At 66.9% G+C, this 14,519-nt stretch carries 15 protein-coding genes; 4 read left to right on the top strand and 11 right to left on the bottom strand.

What is annotated here, in order from left to right; translation table 11 throughout:
• Positions 1-23 precede the first annotated feature (23 nt).
• The 3 genes from AC1DDH_RS09560 to AC1DDH_RS09550 form a co-directional block, all read right to left on the bottom strand.
• Positions 24-1,397 (bottom strand): MFS transporter, encoded by a 1,374-nt coding sequence (locus tag AC1DDH_RS09560; protein ID WP_476851305.1) that lies wholly within the window; start codon positions 1,395-1,397, stop codon positions 24-26.
• 193 nt (positions 1,398-1,590) lie between these two features.
• Positions 1,591-2,298: a FadR/GntR family transcriptional regulator gene (locus tag AC1DDH_RS09555; protein WP_079550394.1), complete on the bottom strand. Its 708-nt coding sequence runs from the start codon at positions 2,296-2,298 to the stop codon at positions 1,591-1,593.
• A 14-nt stretch (positions 2,299-2,312) separates the two neighbouring features.
• Positions 2,313-2,807, bottom strand: coding sequence for an SRPBCC family protein (locus AC1DDH_RS09550; protein WP_230008250.1), 495 nt, complete (start codon positions 2,805-2,807; stop codon positions 2,313-2,315).
• Positions 2,808-2,846: 39 nt separating this feature from the next.
• On the opposite strand from AC1DDH_RS09550, the gene AC1DDH_RS09545 reads away from it, so the two are divergent.
• Positions 2,847-3,620 (top strand): gamma-glutamyl-gamma-aminobutyrate hydrolase family protein, encoded by a 774-nt coding sequence (locus AC1DDH_RS09545; protein WP_476931864.1) that lies wholly within the window; start codon positions 2,847-2,849, stop codon positions 3,618-3,620.
• Positions 3,621-3,641: 21 nt separating this feature from the next.
• Here the strand turns inward: AC1DDH_RS09545 and AC1DDH_RS09540 are convergent, their stop codons facing one another.
• From AC1DDH_RS09540 to AC1DDH_RS09515, 6 genes are read right to left on the bottom strand one after another with little or no spacing between them, the layout of a single operon-like run.
• Entirely contained in the window at positions 3,642-4,676 is a 1,035-nt protein-coding gene (locus AC1DDH_RS09540) for a Gfo/Idh/MocA family oxidoreductase (RefSeq protein ID WP_476955304.1), read from the bottom strand.
• Entirely contained in the window at positions 4,673-5,467 is a 795-nt protein-coding gene (locus AC1DDH_RS09535) for a TIM barrel protein (protein WP_476851302.1), read from the bottom strand. Before AC1DDH_RS09535 ends, AC1DDH_RS09540 begins: the two co-directional genes overlap by 4 nt.
• On the bottom strand, positions 5,467-6,570 hold the full coding sequence (locus AC1DDH_RS09530; RefSeq protein WP_476955303.1) for a Gfo/Idh/MocA family oxidoreductase: 1,104 nt from the start codon (positions 6,568-6,570) through the stop codon (positions 5,467-5,469). The genes AC1DDH_RS09535 and AC1DDH_RS09530 overlap by 1 nt, the downstream gene beginning before the upstream one ends.
• Positions 6,571-6,601: 31 nt before the next feature.
• Positions 6,602-7,519, bottom strand: coding sequence for an ATP-binding cassette domain-containing protein (locus AC1DDH_RS09525; RefSeq protein WP_476851300.1), 918 nt, complete (start codon positions 7,517-7,519; stop codon positions 6,602-6,604).
• Between the two features lie 15 nt (positions 7,520-7,534).
• Positions 7,535-8,584 carry an ABC transporter permease gene (locus AC1DDH_RS09520; RefSeq protein WP_028275613.1) on the bottom strand — a complete coding sequence of 350 codons (1,050 nt, stop codon included), beginning with the start codon at positions 8,582-8,584 and terminating at the stop codon, positions 7,535-7,537.
• A 52-nt stretch (positions 8,585-8,636) separates the two neighbouring features.
• Positions 8,637-9,632, bottom strand: a complete 996-nt coding sequence (locus AC1DDH_RS09515) for a substrate-binding domain-containing protein (RefSeq protein ID WP_028275612.1) — start codon at positions 9,630-9,632, stop codon at positions 8,637-8,639.
• A gap of 348 nt (positions 9,633-9,980) precedes the next feature.
• Between AC1DDH_RS09515 and AC1DDH_RS09510 the strand changes: the two genes are divergently transcribed.
• Positions 9,981-10,721: a GntR family transcriptional regulator gene (locus AC1DDH_RS09510; RefSeq protein WP_243181584.1), complete on the top strand. Its 741-nt coding sequence runs from the start codon at positions 9,981-9,983 to the stop codon at positions 10,719-10,721.
• 94 nt (positions 10,722-10,815) lie between these two features.
• Positions 10,816-11,712 carry a 5-deoxy-glucuronate isomerase gene (gene iolB / locus AC1DDH_RS09505; RefSeq protein WP_476955302.1) on the top strand — a complete coding sequence of 299 codons (897 nt, stop codon included), beginning with the start codon at positions 10,816-10,818 and terminating at the stop codon, positions 11,710-11,712.
• A gap of 27 nt (positions 11,713-11,739) precedes the next feature.
• On the opposite strand, the gene AC1DDH_RS09500 is transcribed toward iolB, so the two are convergent.
• Together AC1DDH_RS09500 and AC1DDH_RS09495 are read right to left on the bottom strand one after the other, a co-directional pair.
• Positions 11,740-12,567, bottom strand: coding sequence for an aldo/keto reductase (locus tag AC1DDH_RS09500; protein ID WP_476857106.1), 828 nt, complete (start codon positions 12,565-12,567; stop codon positions 11,740-11,742).
• 46 nt (positions 12,568-12,613) lie between these two features.
• Positions 12,614-13,879 (bottom strand): MFS transporter, encoded by a 1,266-nt coding sequence (locus AC1DDH_RS09495; RefSeq protein WP_476955301.1) that lies wholly within the window; start codon positions 13,877-13,879, stop codon positions 12,614-12,616.
• Between the two features lie 164 nt (positions 13,880-14,043).
• Here AC1DDH_RS09495 and AC1DDH_RS09490 point away from each other — a divergent pair, with 164 nt between their 5' ends.
• Positions 14,044-14,493 (top strand): MarR family winged helix-turn-helix transcriptional regulator, encoded by a 450-nt coding sequence (locus AC1DDH_RS09490; protein ID WP_223915289.1) that lies wholly within the window; start codon positions 14,044-14,046, stop codon positions 14,491-14,493.
• Positions 14,494-14,519: the final 26 nt, after the last annotated feature.

The raw sequence follows: 14,519 nt of genomic DNA, 5'->3' as shown, positions 1-14,519 counted from the left end.
AAGATTCCTTCGGGGGTTTCGGATCAGGATACTTTGGCCGGGTCGACGGCGGCAGCCGCTGCGACCGCGGGGTCAAGGCTGGCGTCGCCTTCGGGGCGCCGGCGGGCGTACAGGTAGGTGGCCACGGCCGTGATGCACAGGCACAGGGACAGGAACAGGAGCCCGCTCTGGTTGCTTCCGGTGGCGTCCTTGAGGAGGCCGACCGCGTACGGGGAGATGAAGCCGCCGAGGTTTCCGAGGGAGTTCACCAGGGCCAGCCCGGAAGCGGCAGCCGCACCGGTCAGTGCCGCGGAGGGCATCGAGAGGAAGGGGGCGATCGCCCCGTAGATCCCCATGGCGGAGAGCGTCAGACCGACCATCGCGAGGAACGGGTTGACCGGCAGCAGGTAGCCGGCGGCCACGAGCCCGACGCCCGCAAGCACCATGCTGACCGAGGCGTGCCAGGCACGCTTGCCGGTCCGGTCCGCGCGCTTGCTCCAGAAGTAGACGAATACTGCGGCCACGGCATAGGGGATGAAGACGATGAAGCCGACCTCTGCCGTGGAGAACTTGCCCAGGGCCGCGACGATGGTGGGCATCCACAGGCCCAGGCCGTAAATCCCGCACACCAGGCCGAAGTACAGGGCGGAGTAGACCAGGGTGCGCTTGTCCTTGAGCCCGGCCATGAAGTTGTGCTTGCCCGACTGGGACTTGGCGGCCAGTTCGGCGTCCATGGTGGCGGTGAGCCAGTTGCGCTCGTCGGCTTCGAGCCATTTGGCGTCCCGCGGACGGTCAGTCATGAGGATGGGGGTCAGCAGGCCGAGGGCGATCGCCGGGATGCCTTCGATGATGTAGAGCCACTGCCAGCCCTGGAGGCCCATGACGCCGTCCATCTGCAGCAGGAGCCCGGACACCGGGGCGCCGAGCGCGTTGGATACGGGCTGGGCAAGGATGAAGATGCCCAGCACGGTGACGCGCTGCGCGGCAGGGAACCACAGCGTCAGGTAGAACAGGATCGCCGGGAAGAACCCGGCCTCGGCGGCACCGAGCAGGAACCGGACGATGTAATACGTGGTTTCCCCGTTCACCAGGCACATGGCGGTGGCGAAGATGCCCCACGTGATCAGGATGCGGGCCAGCCATTTCCGGGCTCCAAACCGGTACATGCCGGCGTTGCTGGGAACCTCCAGGAGGGCGTAGCCAAGGAAGAAGATGCCGGCGCCCAGACCGTAGGCAGCGGAGTTCAGGCCGATGTCCTCGCTCATGGTGAGTTTGGCGAATCCGACGTTGTTGCGGTCCAGGTAGGCAACGAAGTAGAGCAGGACAATCAGGGGCATGACGCGGCGGCGGACCTTGCGGAGCGTGCGGTCGCCCAGTTCGCCGAGTCCGAAGGACTTGGGGGTTAATGAAGTCATCATCGACCTTCTTAAGTGTTTTCCTGCCCTGCGGCTGTGCCGGGTGAGGAAAGCGGTGGATTGGGGTGATCATCCTGCCCGACTGGAAGCGCGTGCTGCAGGATACTTATTGAGTCAGATGTCAGACATCTGATTCAGGAACTAGCCAAAATCTTAGAATGTGATTCGGATTACGTCAAGAGTCCGGAGGCGGACGTCAGGACTTGGCGCCCCGGACGTAGCGTTCGTAGTCCGCATTGGTCTGGTCCATGTGCTCATCCATCGCCTGCCGCGAGCGCTCGGCGTCGCCGCTGAGAATGCTGTCCAGGACCCGCTGGTGGTAATCGATGGCGTGCTGCTGGATCACCTCGACGGCCGACGTTTCGCGCCGGGTCACGTACAGCAGCTGGCCCAGCTGGGCGAACAGGGCCCGGACAAAGGGGTTGCCGGACGCCTTCAGGACGGCGTCGTGGAAACCAATGTCCGCCTCCACGAAGCGGTCCAGGTCGCCGGAGTCGTGGAAGCGCTTCATGTCCGCGATGCACTCGCGCATGCGCTCGGCCTGCTCCGGGGTATAGCGTTTGGCGGCGAGCGCCGCGGCCCCGGTCTCCACCATGCGGCGCATCTCAATCAGCCCCACCGAGACCTGGTCGGCCGCATTGCCATGGGAGGCTGCCTTGAAGATCGCGTCCAGACCGGTCCAGTTGTCCGTGGGATTGACGAAGGTTCCCCGGCCGGCCTTCACATAGAGGATGTTTTGCGCCCGGAGGGCTTTGAGGGCCTCACGCACGGTGAGCCGGCTAACGCCGTAGGCCTTGGCGATGTCGGCCTCGGGCGGAATCGGGTTGTGGGGCAGGAGCTTTCCGTCAAGGATTTCGGTCAGCAGGCCGTCGACGAGATCGTCGACCAGTGTCCTGCGGCCCATCCCAGTTCCCACCTTCAGTCTCGTTTCGTGCTGCCATCCACATTACCCATGTCCGGGTGCGCAGCCATGTAGGCGTCGAGCTTGGCAAGCGTCTGTTCCAAATTGACCGGATGGCGGCGCAGGTAGCCGGCCAGCCGGAGAAAGCTCTTTCCACGGACCCGCCGCGCGTCCCATTGCTCGGTCACCAGCGTGCCGGGGGTACCGTCCGGGCCCGTGGCCGGATCCAGCAGGTAGCGCCACACGTGGCCGTAGAAGTGCCGCCACGCGATCCGGTGGCCTTCCTCGAACTCGCAGACCCTGTTCAGGATCTTGTAGTTCACCCGCATGCGCATTTGCATGCCGAACCTGGCGCCGAGGTACAGCCGTCCGGGCCCGCGCGGCTGGACGCCCTTGACCGTGTCCGAGCCGTCGATCACGCTGTGCAGGGCAGGCGTGGCGAGCACCTCGAAGATGGCTTCGGGGGCGGCGGCGATGTACCGGCTGCGGGACACGAGATAGCGGGGATTCATCTAGTAATCCTAGTCCGCGATCGTGTTGCAGAATGAGGCATGCAGACTTCCCGCAACCCCCTTCGCGGCCGGCCGCGCATCGGCGTTCCCGTCCGCCTCAGCAGTTCCTCCGATCCCGACCCGCGCGTGGCGGAAGCCAACGCATTGTTCGAGTACATCGTGGGGCTGCTGCGCGAGGGCGGCGGCGAACCGGTGCTGCTCGACGCTTCGGGGCCCGACGACGGCGGCCTCGCCGCGGCGATGGCCTGCCTTGACGGCGTCGTCCTTCCCGGCGGCGGGGACCTCGACCCCGCCCTCTACGGCGAGCTGCGCGGTGACGTCTGCTACGACGTCAGCCCTGCCCAGGACGCGCTGGATCTCGCCGTGGCGCGTCTTGCGATCGACGCCGGGCTGCCTGTGTTCGGCATCTGCCGCGGGCATCAGCTGCTCAATGTGCTTTACGGCGGGACGCTCATCCAGGACATGGCGCCGGGGACGGTGGCGCACCGCGAGCCCGCGCCGGTGCACGGGGCCGGCCCGTGGGCCTGGCATGAGGTGGCGGTGCGGGCCGGCTCCAGGGTGGCCGCGCTCTACGGCGGCGGTTCCGGTGCCGTGAACGTGAAGATCGCCTCCGGCCACCATCAGGCCGTGGCCCGGGTGGCCGGAGGGTTGCAGGTGACGGCCGTGGCCGAGGACGGGACCGTCGAGGCGCTGGAGGATCCGGAGCGCTGGGTGGCCTCGGTCCAGTGGCACCCCGAGGCCCTGGAGCTCCCGGCCGGGGAGCGGCTCGCGCCGTTCCGGGCCTTCGTCGAGGCGTGCCGCACCCGGCCCTGAGCCGGACGCCCCGGTCCGTAATCAGCCGCCGACGCTCACCGTCACCTTGACCGGGGCACCGGTGGCCAGCGATTCCTGGGCGGCATCGGCAACCCGGGAGGCCGCGACGGCGTCTTCCGGAGTACATGGATTCTCCCGGCGGCCAAGGATGAGTTCGACGAACGCCTCCATTTCGGAACGGTACGCCGTCTCGAACCGCTCGGCAAACGTCAGATGCGGCTTCCCCGCGGGGAAAGCGATCCCCGCTTCGGCGGAGGCCAATGCCGTCTTGTCGTCCAGGCCCACCATCAGCGAGCCGCGGGAGCCCTGGATTTCCAGCCGGACATCATGGCCCGCCCCGTTGTAGCGGGTCGCCGAAACCGTTCCCACGGTGCCGTCGTCGAACGTCACCAGCGCGAGGGCCGTGTCCACATCGCCGGCCTCACCGATGGCCTGATCCCCGTTGTTGGAGCCCTTGGCGTAGACCTCGACGATTTCGCGGCCTGTGAGCCAGCGCAGGATGTCGAAATCGTGGACCGAGCAGTCACGGAAGAGCCCGCCGGAGCTGGCCAGGAACTCGACCGGGGGCGGCGTCATGTCGCACGTGACGGCACGCAGGGAATGGATCCAGCCCAGCTCGCCGGCCTGGTAAGCGCGGCGGGCCTCCAGGTAGCCGGCGTCGAACCGGCGCTGATGCCCGATCTGCACCACGCCGTTCCGGTCCCGGATGTAGTCGAGCACCGGCAGGGCGTCGGCCACGTTCAGGGCCACAGGCTTTTCGCAAAACACCGGGATCCCGGCGTCCACGCCGGCCTTGATGAGCTCGGGGTGGGTTCCGGTTCCGGTGGCGATGACCAGGCCGTCCAGCCCCGAGGCCAGCAGCGTCTGGACCGAGGGCAGGAATTCGGCACCGAGACCGCTTGCCACCGTCCGGGCGTGCTCTTCGGCGACGTCGGTGAGGCGGAGGCGGACACGGATCCCTTGTGGGTTCAGGACCTCGTTGAGTGCGGCGATGTTGTTGGCGTGCATGACCCCGATCCGCCCAACGCCGGCGAGTCCAAGGATTACGTCTTTCATACTTCTACTCTCATGTTTGGTGCGGGCACGGTGAACGCCGCACGGAAGGCCTCCAGGGCCGCATAACTGTCGCCACTGGCCCACGCTTCCATGCCCACGGTTCCTTCGTAGCCTGCGTCCGCGAGCGCCCTGGCCACGGCCGCGTAGTTGATTTCCCCGGTTCCGGGTTCGCAACGGCCGGGAACGTCTGCCACCTGGATTTCGCCGAGGTATGGCAGGGCGGTCCGGACGAGCTCGACCAGGTTCCCCTCCCCCATTTGGGCGTGATAGAGATCCAGCATGAGCCTGGCGTTCGGGTGCCCGGCCGCCTGCACGAGCGCCAGGGTGTCCTTGGCCCGTGCCAGCGGGATGCCGGGGTGGTCCCGGATGGTGTTGAGGTTCTCGAGGCAGAACGTCACCCCGTGCTTCTCACCGAGCTTCCCGAGCCGTTCCAGGGTCCGGGCGCCGGTGGCCCACATGTGTCCGCTGGAGCGGTAGACAGGCCGCGCCGCGTGGCCGTCGACGAGTTCCGCCGGGTGGACCACCATACGGCTGACGCCAAGTTCCAGGGCGGTGGGGATCAGGGACTCGGCGGTCCGCACCACCTCGTCCGCCGTGTCCGGATCCACGAGGCTGCCGGAGCTGTATCCGGTCATGGAGGAGAACACCGCCCCGGTGGCCTTGAGCGCGCCGATGTCCTTGGGCCGCGAGTCCCAGAGTTCGACGTCGAAGCCGGCCTCGTGGAGCCGGCGCACCCGCTCCGTGAACGGCAAGTCCGTAAAGACCATCTCAGCGCACACGGCGAGCCGCATCAGAGGACCACGTTCTCGTTGACGGCCACTGTGTTGACCGTTGCCGGGGTCCCCCGCTTGACGGACTCGATGCAGGCCAGCGCCACGGCCAGTGCGCGCCGGGCGTCGCTGGCTCCCGGAGTGAGAGTGAAGGGCTTCGACTCCGGAGCGGTACCGTCACGCCGGGCGCGCACGGCGTCGGCGAAGTCCGCCAGCTCGTCTGTGTAGGCCTGCCGGAAGAGCTCGACGTTCAGCCGTGGGGTGTCGGCGGACATCCCCTCGGCTGTGAACCGGCGGGCAGCGGTTTCGGTGGCGCGGCCGGCCTGGACCATGCCCTTGGAGCCGAAAACCTCGCCGCGGATGTCGTAACCGTACAGCGCGCTGAAGTTTGCCTCGGCGACGGCGATCGCGCCGTTGCTGTAGCGGATGGTCACGACGGCGGTGTCCAGGAACCCCTGGTCCCGCAGTCCCGGCTCCACAAGCGCGTCGGCAACCGCATAGACCTCCACAGGTTCGGCGCCTTCGTTGAACCAGTTCAGGGTGTCGAAGTCGTGGATCAGGGTTTCGAGGAAGATGGTCCACGCGGGGATCCTTGCGGCGTGGCCGATGCTCCCCGTGCCCGGGTCCCGGGTCAGCGAACGAAGCAGTTGCGGCTGCCCCACGATTCCGGCGGCGAGGTCCTTCTTGGCCGCTTGGAAGTCTGCGGCGTACCTGCGGTTGAAGCCGATCTGGAAGTGCACCCCGGCGGCGTCGACGGCGTCAAGGGCTGCGTCGAGCTCCTCGAGCCCCTGACCGGCGGGCTTCTCGCAGAAGACGTGCTTTCCGGCCGCTGCGGCCTGGCCGATCAGGGCGGAATGGAAACGCGCGGGGCTGGCGATGACGACGGCGTCAATCGCCGGGTCGGCCAGGAGATCGGCAGCGTCGGCGGTCACCTTCGTGGTGCCCAGGGCGCCAGCCAGCGCCCCGGCGGATTCCAGGTTCGGATCCGCGATGGCGGCAAGGACGGCGCCGGGGACCCGGCGGGCAATGCTCTCGGCGTGGAAGGCGCCCATCCAGCCCGAGCCGATAAGTCCGATTCGCACGGGTAGGACGGCGTCGGAGGCATTGCGGTTGAGGTAAGCCAAAGGCTTGTCCTTTCAGGAGTTGGGGCGGCAGTTACCCGTAGGTCTTGCCGGTGGTCTGGGACACGTCGGCGACTTCGCCCTGGACTTCCTTGACGACGTCGCTGTGGCCGCCGAGTTGTTCGAGTTCGTGGGCGAGTTCGGCGAGTTCCGCGCCGCCGGCCATCTGGGCGGTGAGCTCGTCCAGGGTGATGTCCTTCTTGTCGTAATAGCCGATCGACTTGCCCCGTTTGAGCAGCAGGAACCGGTCCCCGACAGGGAAGGCGTGGTGCGGGTTGTGGGTGATGAAGATGACCCCGAGGCCGCGGTCGCGGGCCTGCAGGATGTAGCGGAGCACCACGCCGGACTGCTTCACGCCCAGGGCCGCGGTGGGCTCGTCCAGGATCAGGACCTTCGCGCCGAAGTACACGGCCCGGGCGATCGCGACGCACTGGCGTTCACCGCCGGAGAGCTGGCCGATGGGCTGCTCGACGTCGCGCAGGTCGATGCCCATCGCGGCGAGTTCCTTGAGCGTGATGTCCTTCATCTTCTCGACGTCCATGCTCTTGAACGGGCCGAAGCCGGACGTCAGTTCCGAGCCAAGGAAGAAGTTCCGCCAGATCGGCATCAAAGGCACCACGGCGAGGTCCTGGTAGACCGTGGCGATCCCGACGTCCAGGGCGTCCCGGGGGGAGCTGAACTTCCGCTCCTCCCCCATGATCTTCAGGACCCCGGCGTCGTGCTGGTGCAGGCCGGCGATGATCTTGATCAGCGTGGACTTGCCCGCACCGTTGTCGCCCAGCACGCAGGTGACGCGGCCGTTGTCCACCGCCATGGTGACCTCGGAGAGGGCGATGATGTTCCCGTAGTGCTTCCCGACCCCGTCGAGGGAGAGCAGGTGCACCGGGGTGTGGGTGAGGGGATCGTTTTCGTTCTGCAGCAGGGTCTGCTGGTCGATCTCTTTGGCATTCATGGTTCCGGGGCCCTTCTACTTCAGTTCCGCGCGGCGCTTGACGATGAGGTTGACGATGGTGGCCAGCAGCAGCATCAGGCCCAGGAAGAACTTGAACCAGTCCGGGTTCCACTGCGCGTAGACGATGCCCTTGTTGGCCATGCCGAAGATGAACGCGCCGATCGCGCCGCCGATCGCCGAGCCGTACCCGCCGGTGAGCAGGCAGCCGCCGATCACCGCGGCGATGATGTAGAGGAACTCGTTGCCCACGCCCTCACCGGACTGCACGGTGTCGAAGGCGAAGAGGTTGTGCATGCCCAGAATCCAGGCGCAGAACCCCACGGCCATGAACAAACCGATCTTGGTGGCCTTGACCGGCACGCCCACGGCGCGGGCCGCGTTCGCGTCCCCGCCCACGGCGAAGATCCAGTTCCCCACCCGGGTCCGCATCAGCACCCAGGTCGCGACCGCGACGAGCGCGAACCAGTAGAACACGGTGATCTTGATGTCGACGCCGCCGACGCTCACCGAGGAGGCGAACACCGCCCGGGCCGATGCGAAACCGTCCATGGTCGAGATCGAGGGCGAAGACACCGAGCCGCCGATCAGCCGGGTCAGGCCCAGGTTCAGGCCGGTCAGCATCAGGAACGTCGCCAGGGTGACGATGAAGGACGGCAGCTTGGTCTTGATCAGAATCCAGCCGTTGATGAACCCGACGGACAGGGAGACCACCAGGGCCAGCCCGACGCCGACCCAGACGTTCGTGGTGAAGTACCAGCTGAACAGCGACGCCGTCAGCGCCGAGGTGATCACGGCGACGCCGGTGGAGAGGTCGAACTCCCCGCCGATCATCAGCAAGGACACCCCCACCGCCATGATCCCGATCGTAGAGGACCCGTACAGGATGGTCGCCAGGGCACCGGGCTGGGTAAAGGTCGGGGACACCAACGCGAAGAAGATGAAGAGGACGATCGCGCCCACCAGGGCACCGACCTCGGGACGTCCGAGCAGTTTCTGGAACGGACTGCGCTTGGCGACGCGCTCATCGGGCGCCGGCGACTTTGTCTTGGTCTGGGTGATGGTCATGATAAGTCTCCTAGCCGCCGGGCCGGCCTGGGCCGGCCCGGCCAGCGGGCTGTTAGCGGACGCCCTGCTGGGCGAAGGTCAGGACATCGGCCGCATTGGATTTGTCGATGACCGCCGGGCCTGTCAGCACAGGCTGGCCGCCGCCGATCTTGAAGCCGCCGCGCTTGTTCTGCCAGATGGCGTCAACGGCTCCGTAGCCCTGCAGCCACGGCTGCTGGTCCACGGTGAACAGAACTGCACCATCCACGATCTTCTGGGCGAGCTCCGCGTTGAGGTCGAAACTGGCAACCTTGGCAGAGCTGCCGGCGTCAGTGACCGACTTGAGGAGAGTCAGGGTGATGGGGGCGCCGAGGCCGATGATGACGTCGGCGTCCTTGGAAGCCTGAAGCTTGGCAGTCGCGGTGGACTGAACGGAGGTCATATCCTTGCCGTCGACGTAAAGGATCTCCGTTCCGGGAACCTTCGCCTTGACGCCCGCGCACCGTGCTTCAAGTCCCACGTGGCCCTGTTCCTGAATCACGCAGACCGGGTGCTTGTAGCCGTCCGCGGCCAGCTTGGTGCCCACGGCTTGACCGGCGAGCTGCTCGTTGGAACCGAAGTGGGTGAATGCTCCGAGCTGGGAGGAGACCGATTCACCGGCGTTGAGGCTCACAATCGGGATGCCGGCGTCGGAGGCCTTCTTCAGGACGTCCTTGAGGGCTTCGGGCTTGGCGAGCGTGACCGCGATGCCGTCGACCTTCTGGTCAATGGCTTGCTGAATGAGCTGGGCCTGGCGCCCGGCTTCGGGATCGGACGTATAGAGGAGCTCAACGTTGTCCTTCGCCGATGCCTCCTCGGCGCCCTTGCGAACAATATCCCAGAAGGTGTCACCGGCTGCGGCGTGCGTGATAAGGGCGACCTTGATGCGGGAGGTGCTGGCTGCCTGGCCTCCGCCAGCCGCATTGCCTGAGTCTGCGGGCTTGCCGCCGGTGCTCGAACACGCGCTCAGGGCCAGCATGGGTACAACGGCCGCCACGAGGGTCGCCTTCCGCCACGAGAACTTGGTCACGATCAATCTCCTTTGATTCCGGGCCACGCCGGCCGCTTCATCGCGTCGGTCCATGAGCCATCTACAACCGATCATGGTGACTCCAATCACAGTTGTCAATAGTTTGTCCTGACATTAGGATGTTTGGACGTAACGAAGTGTGATCGGAATGTCCCATTCGCGGGGCTTGACGGGCCAGCGCCGACAGCCCGACCCCCGCAAACAAGGCCCGTCAGAGCAGCCCTTGGCACCTCTTGGCAGCCCTGCTACTATCAGAAAAAGGCAGTATGTCCTATCAAGCGAACATACACTGACATACGCGGGCAGGCCGACACGACGACCGCCGCGGAGCACAAGGGAGCATGCCCAGTGGCGAATCAACTGAATCTGCGGATCGACCGCTCTTCCCCGGTGCCGCTGTACCACCAAGTGGTCCAGGGCATCGAGGCAGCGATCCACACTGGGCTGCTGGAACCCGGCAGCAGGCTGGAAAACGAGATCGACCTGGCCGCCCAGCTGAACCTGTCCCGGCCTACGATGAGAAAAGCCATGGACGAGCTGGTCCGCTCGGGCCTCCTGGTCCGCAAGCGCGGCGTCGGCACCCAGGTGGTGTCCAGCCAGGTCCGCCGCCCGCTGGAACTCTCCAGCCTCTACGACGACCTGAGCAACAACGGCAGCAAGCCCACCACCGACGTGCTCAGCTTCTCGCATGAGGAGGCGGACGGCGCGATCCGGACAGCACTGCAGCTTCCGGCCGGCGCCAAGGTCTACCACTTCACCAGGCTCCGGAAAGTGGGCGGCAAGCCGCTGGCCCTGATGGAGAACTGGGTGCGGGATGACATCACCGCCCTCGACGAGGCTTCCCTGGGCGCGCAGGGCCTCTACGCCATTCTGCGCAACGGCGGCGTGAACTTCCGCCTGGCCTCACAGCGGATCGGCGCCATGATCGCCAACGACTACCAGGCGCCGCTGCTCGAGACCACCCCCGGCTCCGCCCTGGTGACCATGGAGCGGACCGCGGTGGACGACACCGGACGCATGGTGGAAACCGGCCACCACGTCTACCGGGCGGATTCCTACAGCTTCGAAATGACACTGGTCCAGAGGTAAGCGTCCAGAGTTAGGCGCCAGCGACGGGCGCAACCGGCTCCAACCCGCACACACACGCGCCTGCCTCCGGCGCGACAACGAAAGGGCAGCTTCCATGGCCAACTGGGTCTATCCGCTCGGCACCGCAGCCGAAGGCAAGTGGGACATCTCCATCGGGACGTCCGACTCCAAACTGGAAGTCGACGGCTGGGCGCATACCGGGCTGAAGGTTGCCACGCTGGCAGCCGGCGCCGCCGTCGAACTCGACGCCGCGGCGGAGGAACGCATCGTGATCCCGCTCAACGGCCCTTTCGTAGCGACCGTCGACGGGCAGGACTATCCCCTGGCCGGCCGGGACAGCGTCTTCAGTGGCCCCAGCGACGTGCTCTACACGGGAGCCGGCAAGGCGGTGGCCATCACATCGGCCGACGGCGGACGGGTGGCCGTGGCCACCGCGCCGGCCAAAGCCTCCTACCCGACCCGCCTCATCACGGCCGCCGAGATGCCAGTGGAACTGCGCGGGGCGGGCAACTGCTCCCGCCAGGTCCACAACTTCGGCACCCCCGCCGCGCTGGAGGCGGACCGCTTCATCGTCTGCGAGGTCCTCACCCCGGCCGGAAACTGGTCGTCCTATCCCCCGCACAAGCACGACGAGGAAAAGGACGGCGAGACCAGCCTCGAGGAGATCTACTACTTCGAAACCCGCGTCACGCCCGGCGCCCTGCAACGCCCCGGCGCCGACGACGCCATCGGCTACCAGCGCGTCTACGCCTCCGACGAGCGGCCCATCGACGTTGCGGCCGAGGTCCGGACCGGCGACGTCGTCCTGGTGCCCTACGGCTGGCACGGACCCGCCATGGCCGCCCCCGGCTACGACATGTATTACCTCAACGTCATGGCCGGCCCTGGCCCGGTCCGCGACTGGCTCATCAGCGATGACCCGCACCACGGCTGGATCCGCCAGACCTGGGAGGGCCAGGACCTGGACCCGCGGCTGCCATTCGGCCGCTAGGCCGTTCGGCTGCTCAGGCGCTGACAGCTAGCCATTGAACGTGGCCGGGTGCGGTCCGGTGCGCCCGTTCCGCTCAAGGGCATTCACGGCCGCCAGTTCGCCCGCGGAAAGCTCAAAGCCGAACACCTCCAGGTTTTCCCGGATCCGGGCCGGCGTCACTGACTTCGGGATGACGATCCTCCCCTGCTGCAGGTGCCAGCGCAGAATGACCTGCGCCGGGGTTCTGCCGTGCCGCGCGGCGATCTCCGTGATGGCCGGATCCGCCAGCAGTGCCCCCTGGGCCAACGGACTCCAGGCCTCCGTCGCAATGCCCTGCGCGGCGTTGAACACCGTCACGGCGTGCTGCTGAAGGGCCGGGTGCAGCTCCACCTGGTTGACGGCCGGCACCGTTCCGCCCAGGTCGATGAGCCGCTGCAGGTGTCCCGGCTCGAAATTGGAGACGCCGATGGCCCTGACCCGGCCGTCGGCAAGGAGTTTCTCAAGGGCCAACCAGGAGTCGGCGTACCGGTCCGATGCCGGCGCCGGCCAGTGGATCAGGTAAAGATCCAGGTAGTCGAGACCCAGCTTGTCCAGGCTCGCGTCGAAGGCAGCAAGGGCCGGTTCGTAGCCGAGGTCGTCGATCCACAGCTTGGAGGTGATGAACAGCTCCTCCCGCGCGATCCCGGATTCCGCGAGCGCGCGGCCGGTTCCGGTCTCGTTTCCGTAGATGGCGGCCGTGTCGATGCTCCGGTAACCGGCCGCGAGCGCCGCTGCTACCGCCTCGGTGGTCTCGGCGTCGGGAATCTGGAAGACGCCGAAGCCCAGCTGCGGCATCCGCACCCCGTTGTTGAGGACGATATGGGGCCTTGAGTTCATGGTGTCTCCTGTTGTTGTGGTCGGGCGGTCTGTTGTGTTCGAGCGGTCAGCGGGCAACGGCTGCAGCCTCGGTGACCGGAAGGTCTGTGCTGGTTTCCGCCGCTGCAACGGCGGGCACGGTTGATCCGCCGGTTCCCGGCAGGTCGGCGTCGTGCTTCTTTGCGTGAGCCGCGGCGAACGCCATCACTGCCAGGCCCAACAGGGTGATCCCGGCGCCGGCCCAGATGGGCGAGGTGTAGCCGAGGCCGGCGGTGATGGTGACGCCGCCCAGCCAGGCGCCCAGGGCATTGCCGACGTTGAATGCGCCGATGTTGGCGCCGGAGGCCAGGGTGGGAGCGCTGCTGGCGTATTTCATGACGCGCATCTGCAGTCCCGGAACCGTGGCGAAGCCGAAGCCGCCCAGCAACACCATGGAGGCGATGGTCAACGGCTGGTTGCCGGCGCTCAGGGCGAAGACCACGAGCACCACCACCAGAATGGCGAGCACTACCAGCAGGGTGCGGTCCACATTCTTGTCGGCCGCCTTGCCGCCCACGGTGTTGCCGATGAAGAGCCCGACGCCAAAGAGGATCAGCAGCCACGGGACCGTGGTGGCGGAGAAGCCGGTGACCTCGGTGAGGGTGAAGGCGATGTAGGTGAAGGCGCCGAACATGCCGCCGTACCCAAGGATGGTGACGAGGATGGAGAGCCAGACCTGTCCGGACCGGAAGGCACGGAGCTCGCCGCGCAGACCGCCGGAGGCAGAACCAGGGGCTGAATCTCCCGAACCTGTTCTGGGCACCAGGGCGAGGATGCCGGCCAGGGCGAGGACACCGATCACGGTGATCGCCCAGAACGTGGAGCGCCAGCCCGCGGCCTGGCCCAGCATGGTGCCGAACGGGACACCGAGCACATTCGCAGCCGTCAGGCCGGTGAACATGATCGCGATCGCACCCGCCTTCTTAGTGGGCGCCACCATGCTCGCGGCCACGACGGCGCCGATGCCGAAGAACGCGCCATGTGCGAGGGCGGCAATGATGCGGCCGATCATCATTACCGAGTAATCCGGCGCGAGCGCCGAGACGAGGTTGCCGGCGATAAACAGCACCATCAGCACGGCCAGCACGGGCTTGCGTTCGAAGCGCGTCACGGCGGCGGTGAGACCCAGCGCCCCGACCACGACGGCGAGCGCGTAGCCGGAGATGAGCCAGCCCGCGGTCGCCTCGGTGACGTGGAAGTCTGCGGCCACTTGCGGCAACAGGCCCATGATGACGAACTCGGTGAGTCCGATGCCGAACCCGCCGAGGGCGAGGGCTATCAGGCCAACAGGCATGGAGGTGCTCCTTACAAAGCTGTACGGGATGGGGTATGGCGCGTAAGCTAGTAGTTGCAGACGCGTTATTTATTCTTGCACAAGCAGATACAGCGCGCAAGCAACTATTATTTGATGTGCCCGTCGCCACCCCGCCGGGCACGCGAGTTGAAGGGAAACACGTGATGGGCATCAAGGACGACGCCGTCGAGGTCCGGGCGCAAGGCTGGCGGACCCTGGCGGCCCTGCACGGGCTGATCGAGGCCGAGCTGGAGCGGTCCTTGCAGGCCGAAGCGCAGCTCTCGGTCGTGGAGTACACCGTGCTGGACGCGCTGAGCCGGCAGGACGGCTGGCACATGCGGATGCAGCAGCTGGCCCGCGCCACGGCGTTGAGCGCGAGTGCCACCACGCGCCTGGTCAACCGGCTCGAGGACCGCGGGCTGCTGACCCGGATCCTGTGTGCGGATGACCGCCGCGGAATTTACACCGAGCTCACCCCCAGCGGCATCGCCCTGCTCGAGCAGAGCCGGCCGGTCCACGACGCCACGCTGGAGCGGGCGCTGGCCGAGGCCCAGGAGGTCCCCGAACTGGCGCCGCTGGTCGACGCCCTCCCCCGGCTGCACGCCGCGGCCTAGCGCGGCAACCGCCTCGCGCGAGTACG

This window comes from Arthrobacter sp. 10T425 (genome assembly GCF_056393985.1).
The sequence above is the reverse complement of the archived record's forward strand: the minus strand, read 5'-3'. Positions and strand labels throughout refer to the sequence as shown.

Coding starts and splice junctions, on each gene's coding strand:
- AC1DDH_RS09545 (WP_476931864.1), top strand. CDS start 2,847: ATGCAGACTTCCCGCAACCCCCTTCGCGGCCGGCCGCGCATCGGCGTT.
- AC1DDH_RS09550 (WP_230008250.1), bottom strand. CDS start 2,807: ATGAATCCCCGCTATCTCGTGTCCCGCAGCCGGTACATCGCCGCCGCC.
- AC1DDH_RS09495 (WP_476955301.1), bottom strand. CDS start 13,879: ATGCCTGTTGGCCTGATAGCCCTCGCCCTCGGCGGGTTCGGCATCGGA.
- AC1DDH_RS09500 (WP_476857106.1), bottom strand. CDS start 12,567: ATGAACTCAAGGCCCCATATCGTCCTCAACAACGGGGTGCGGATGCCG.
- AC1DDH_RS09520 (WP_028275613.1), bottom strand. CDS start 8,584: ATGACCATCACCCAGACCAAGACAAAGTCGCCGGCGCCCGATGAGCGC.
- AC1DDH_RS09555 (WP_079550394.1), bottom strand. CDS start 2,298: ATGGGCCGCAGGACACTGGTCGACGATCTCGTCGACGGCCTGCTGACC.
- AC1DDH_RS09535 (WP_476851302.1), bottom strand. CDS start 5,467: ATGCGGCTCGCCGTGTGCGCTGAGATGGTCTTTACGGACTTGCCGTTC.
- AC1DDH_RS09560 (WP_476851305.1), bottom strand. CDS start 1,397: ATGATGACTTCATTAACCCCCAAGTCCTTCGGACTCGGCGAACTGGGC.
- AC1DDH_RS09540 (WP_476955304.1), bottom strand. CDS start 4,676: ATGAAAGACGTAATCCTTGGACTCGCCGGCGTTGGGCGGATCGGGGTC.
- iolB (WP_476955302.1), top strand. CDS start 10,816: ATGGCCAACTGGGTCTATCCGCTCGGCACCGCAGCCGAAGGCAAGTGG.
- AC1DDH_RS09490 (WP_223915289.1), top strand. CDS start 14,044: ATGGGCATCAAGGACGACGCCGTCGAGGTCCGGGCGCAAGGCTGGCGG.
- AC1DDH_RS09525 (WP_476851300.1), bottom strand. CDS start 7,519: ATGAATGCCAAAGAGATCGACCAGCAGACCCTGCTGCAGAACGAAAAC.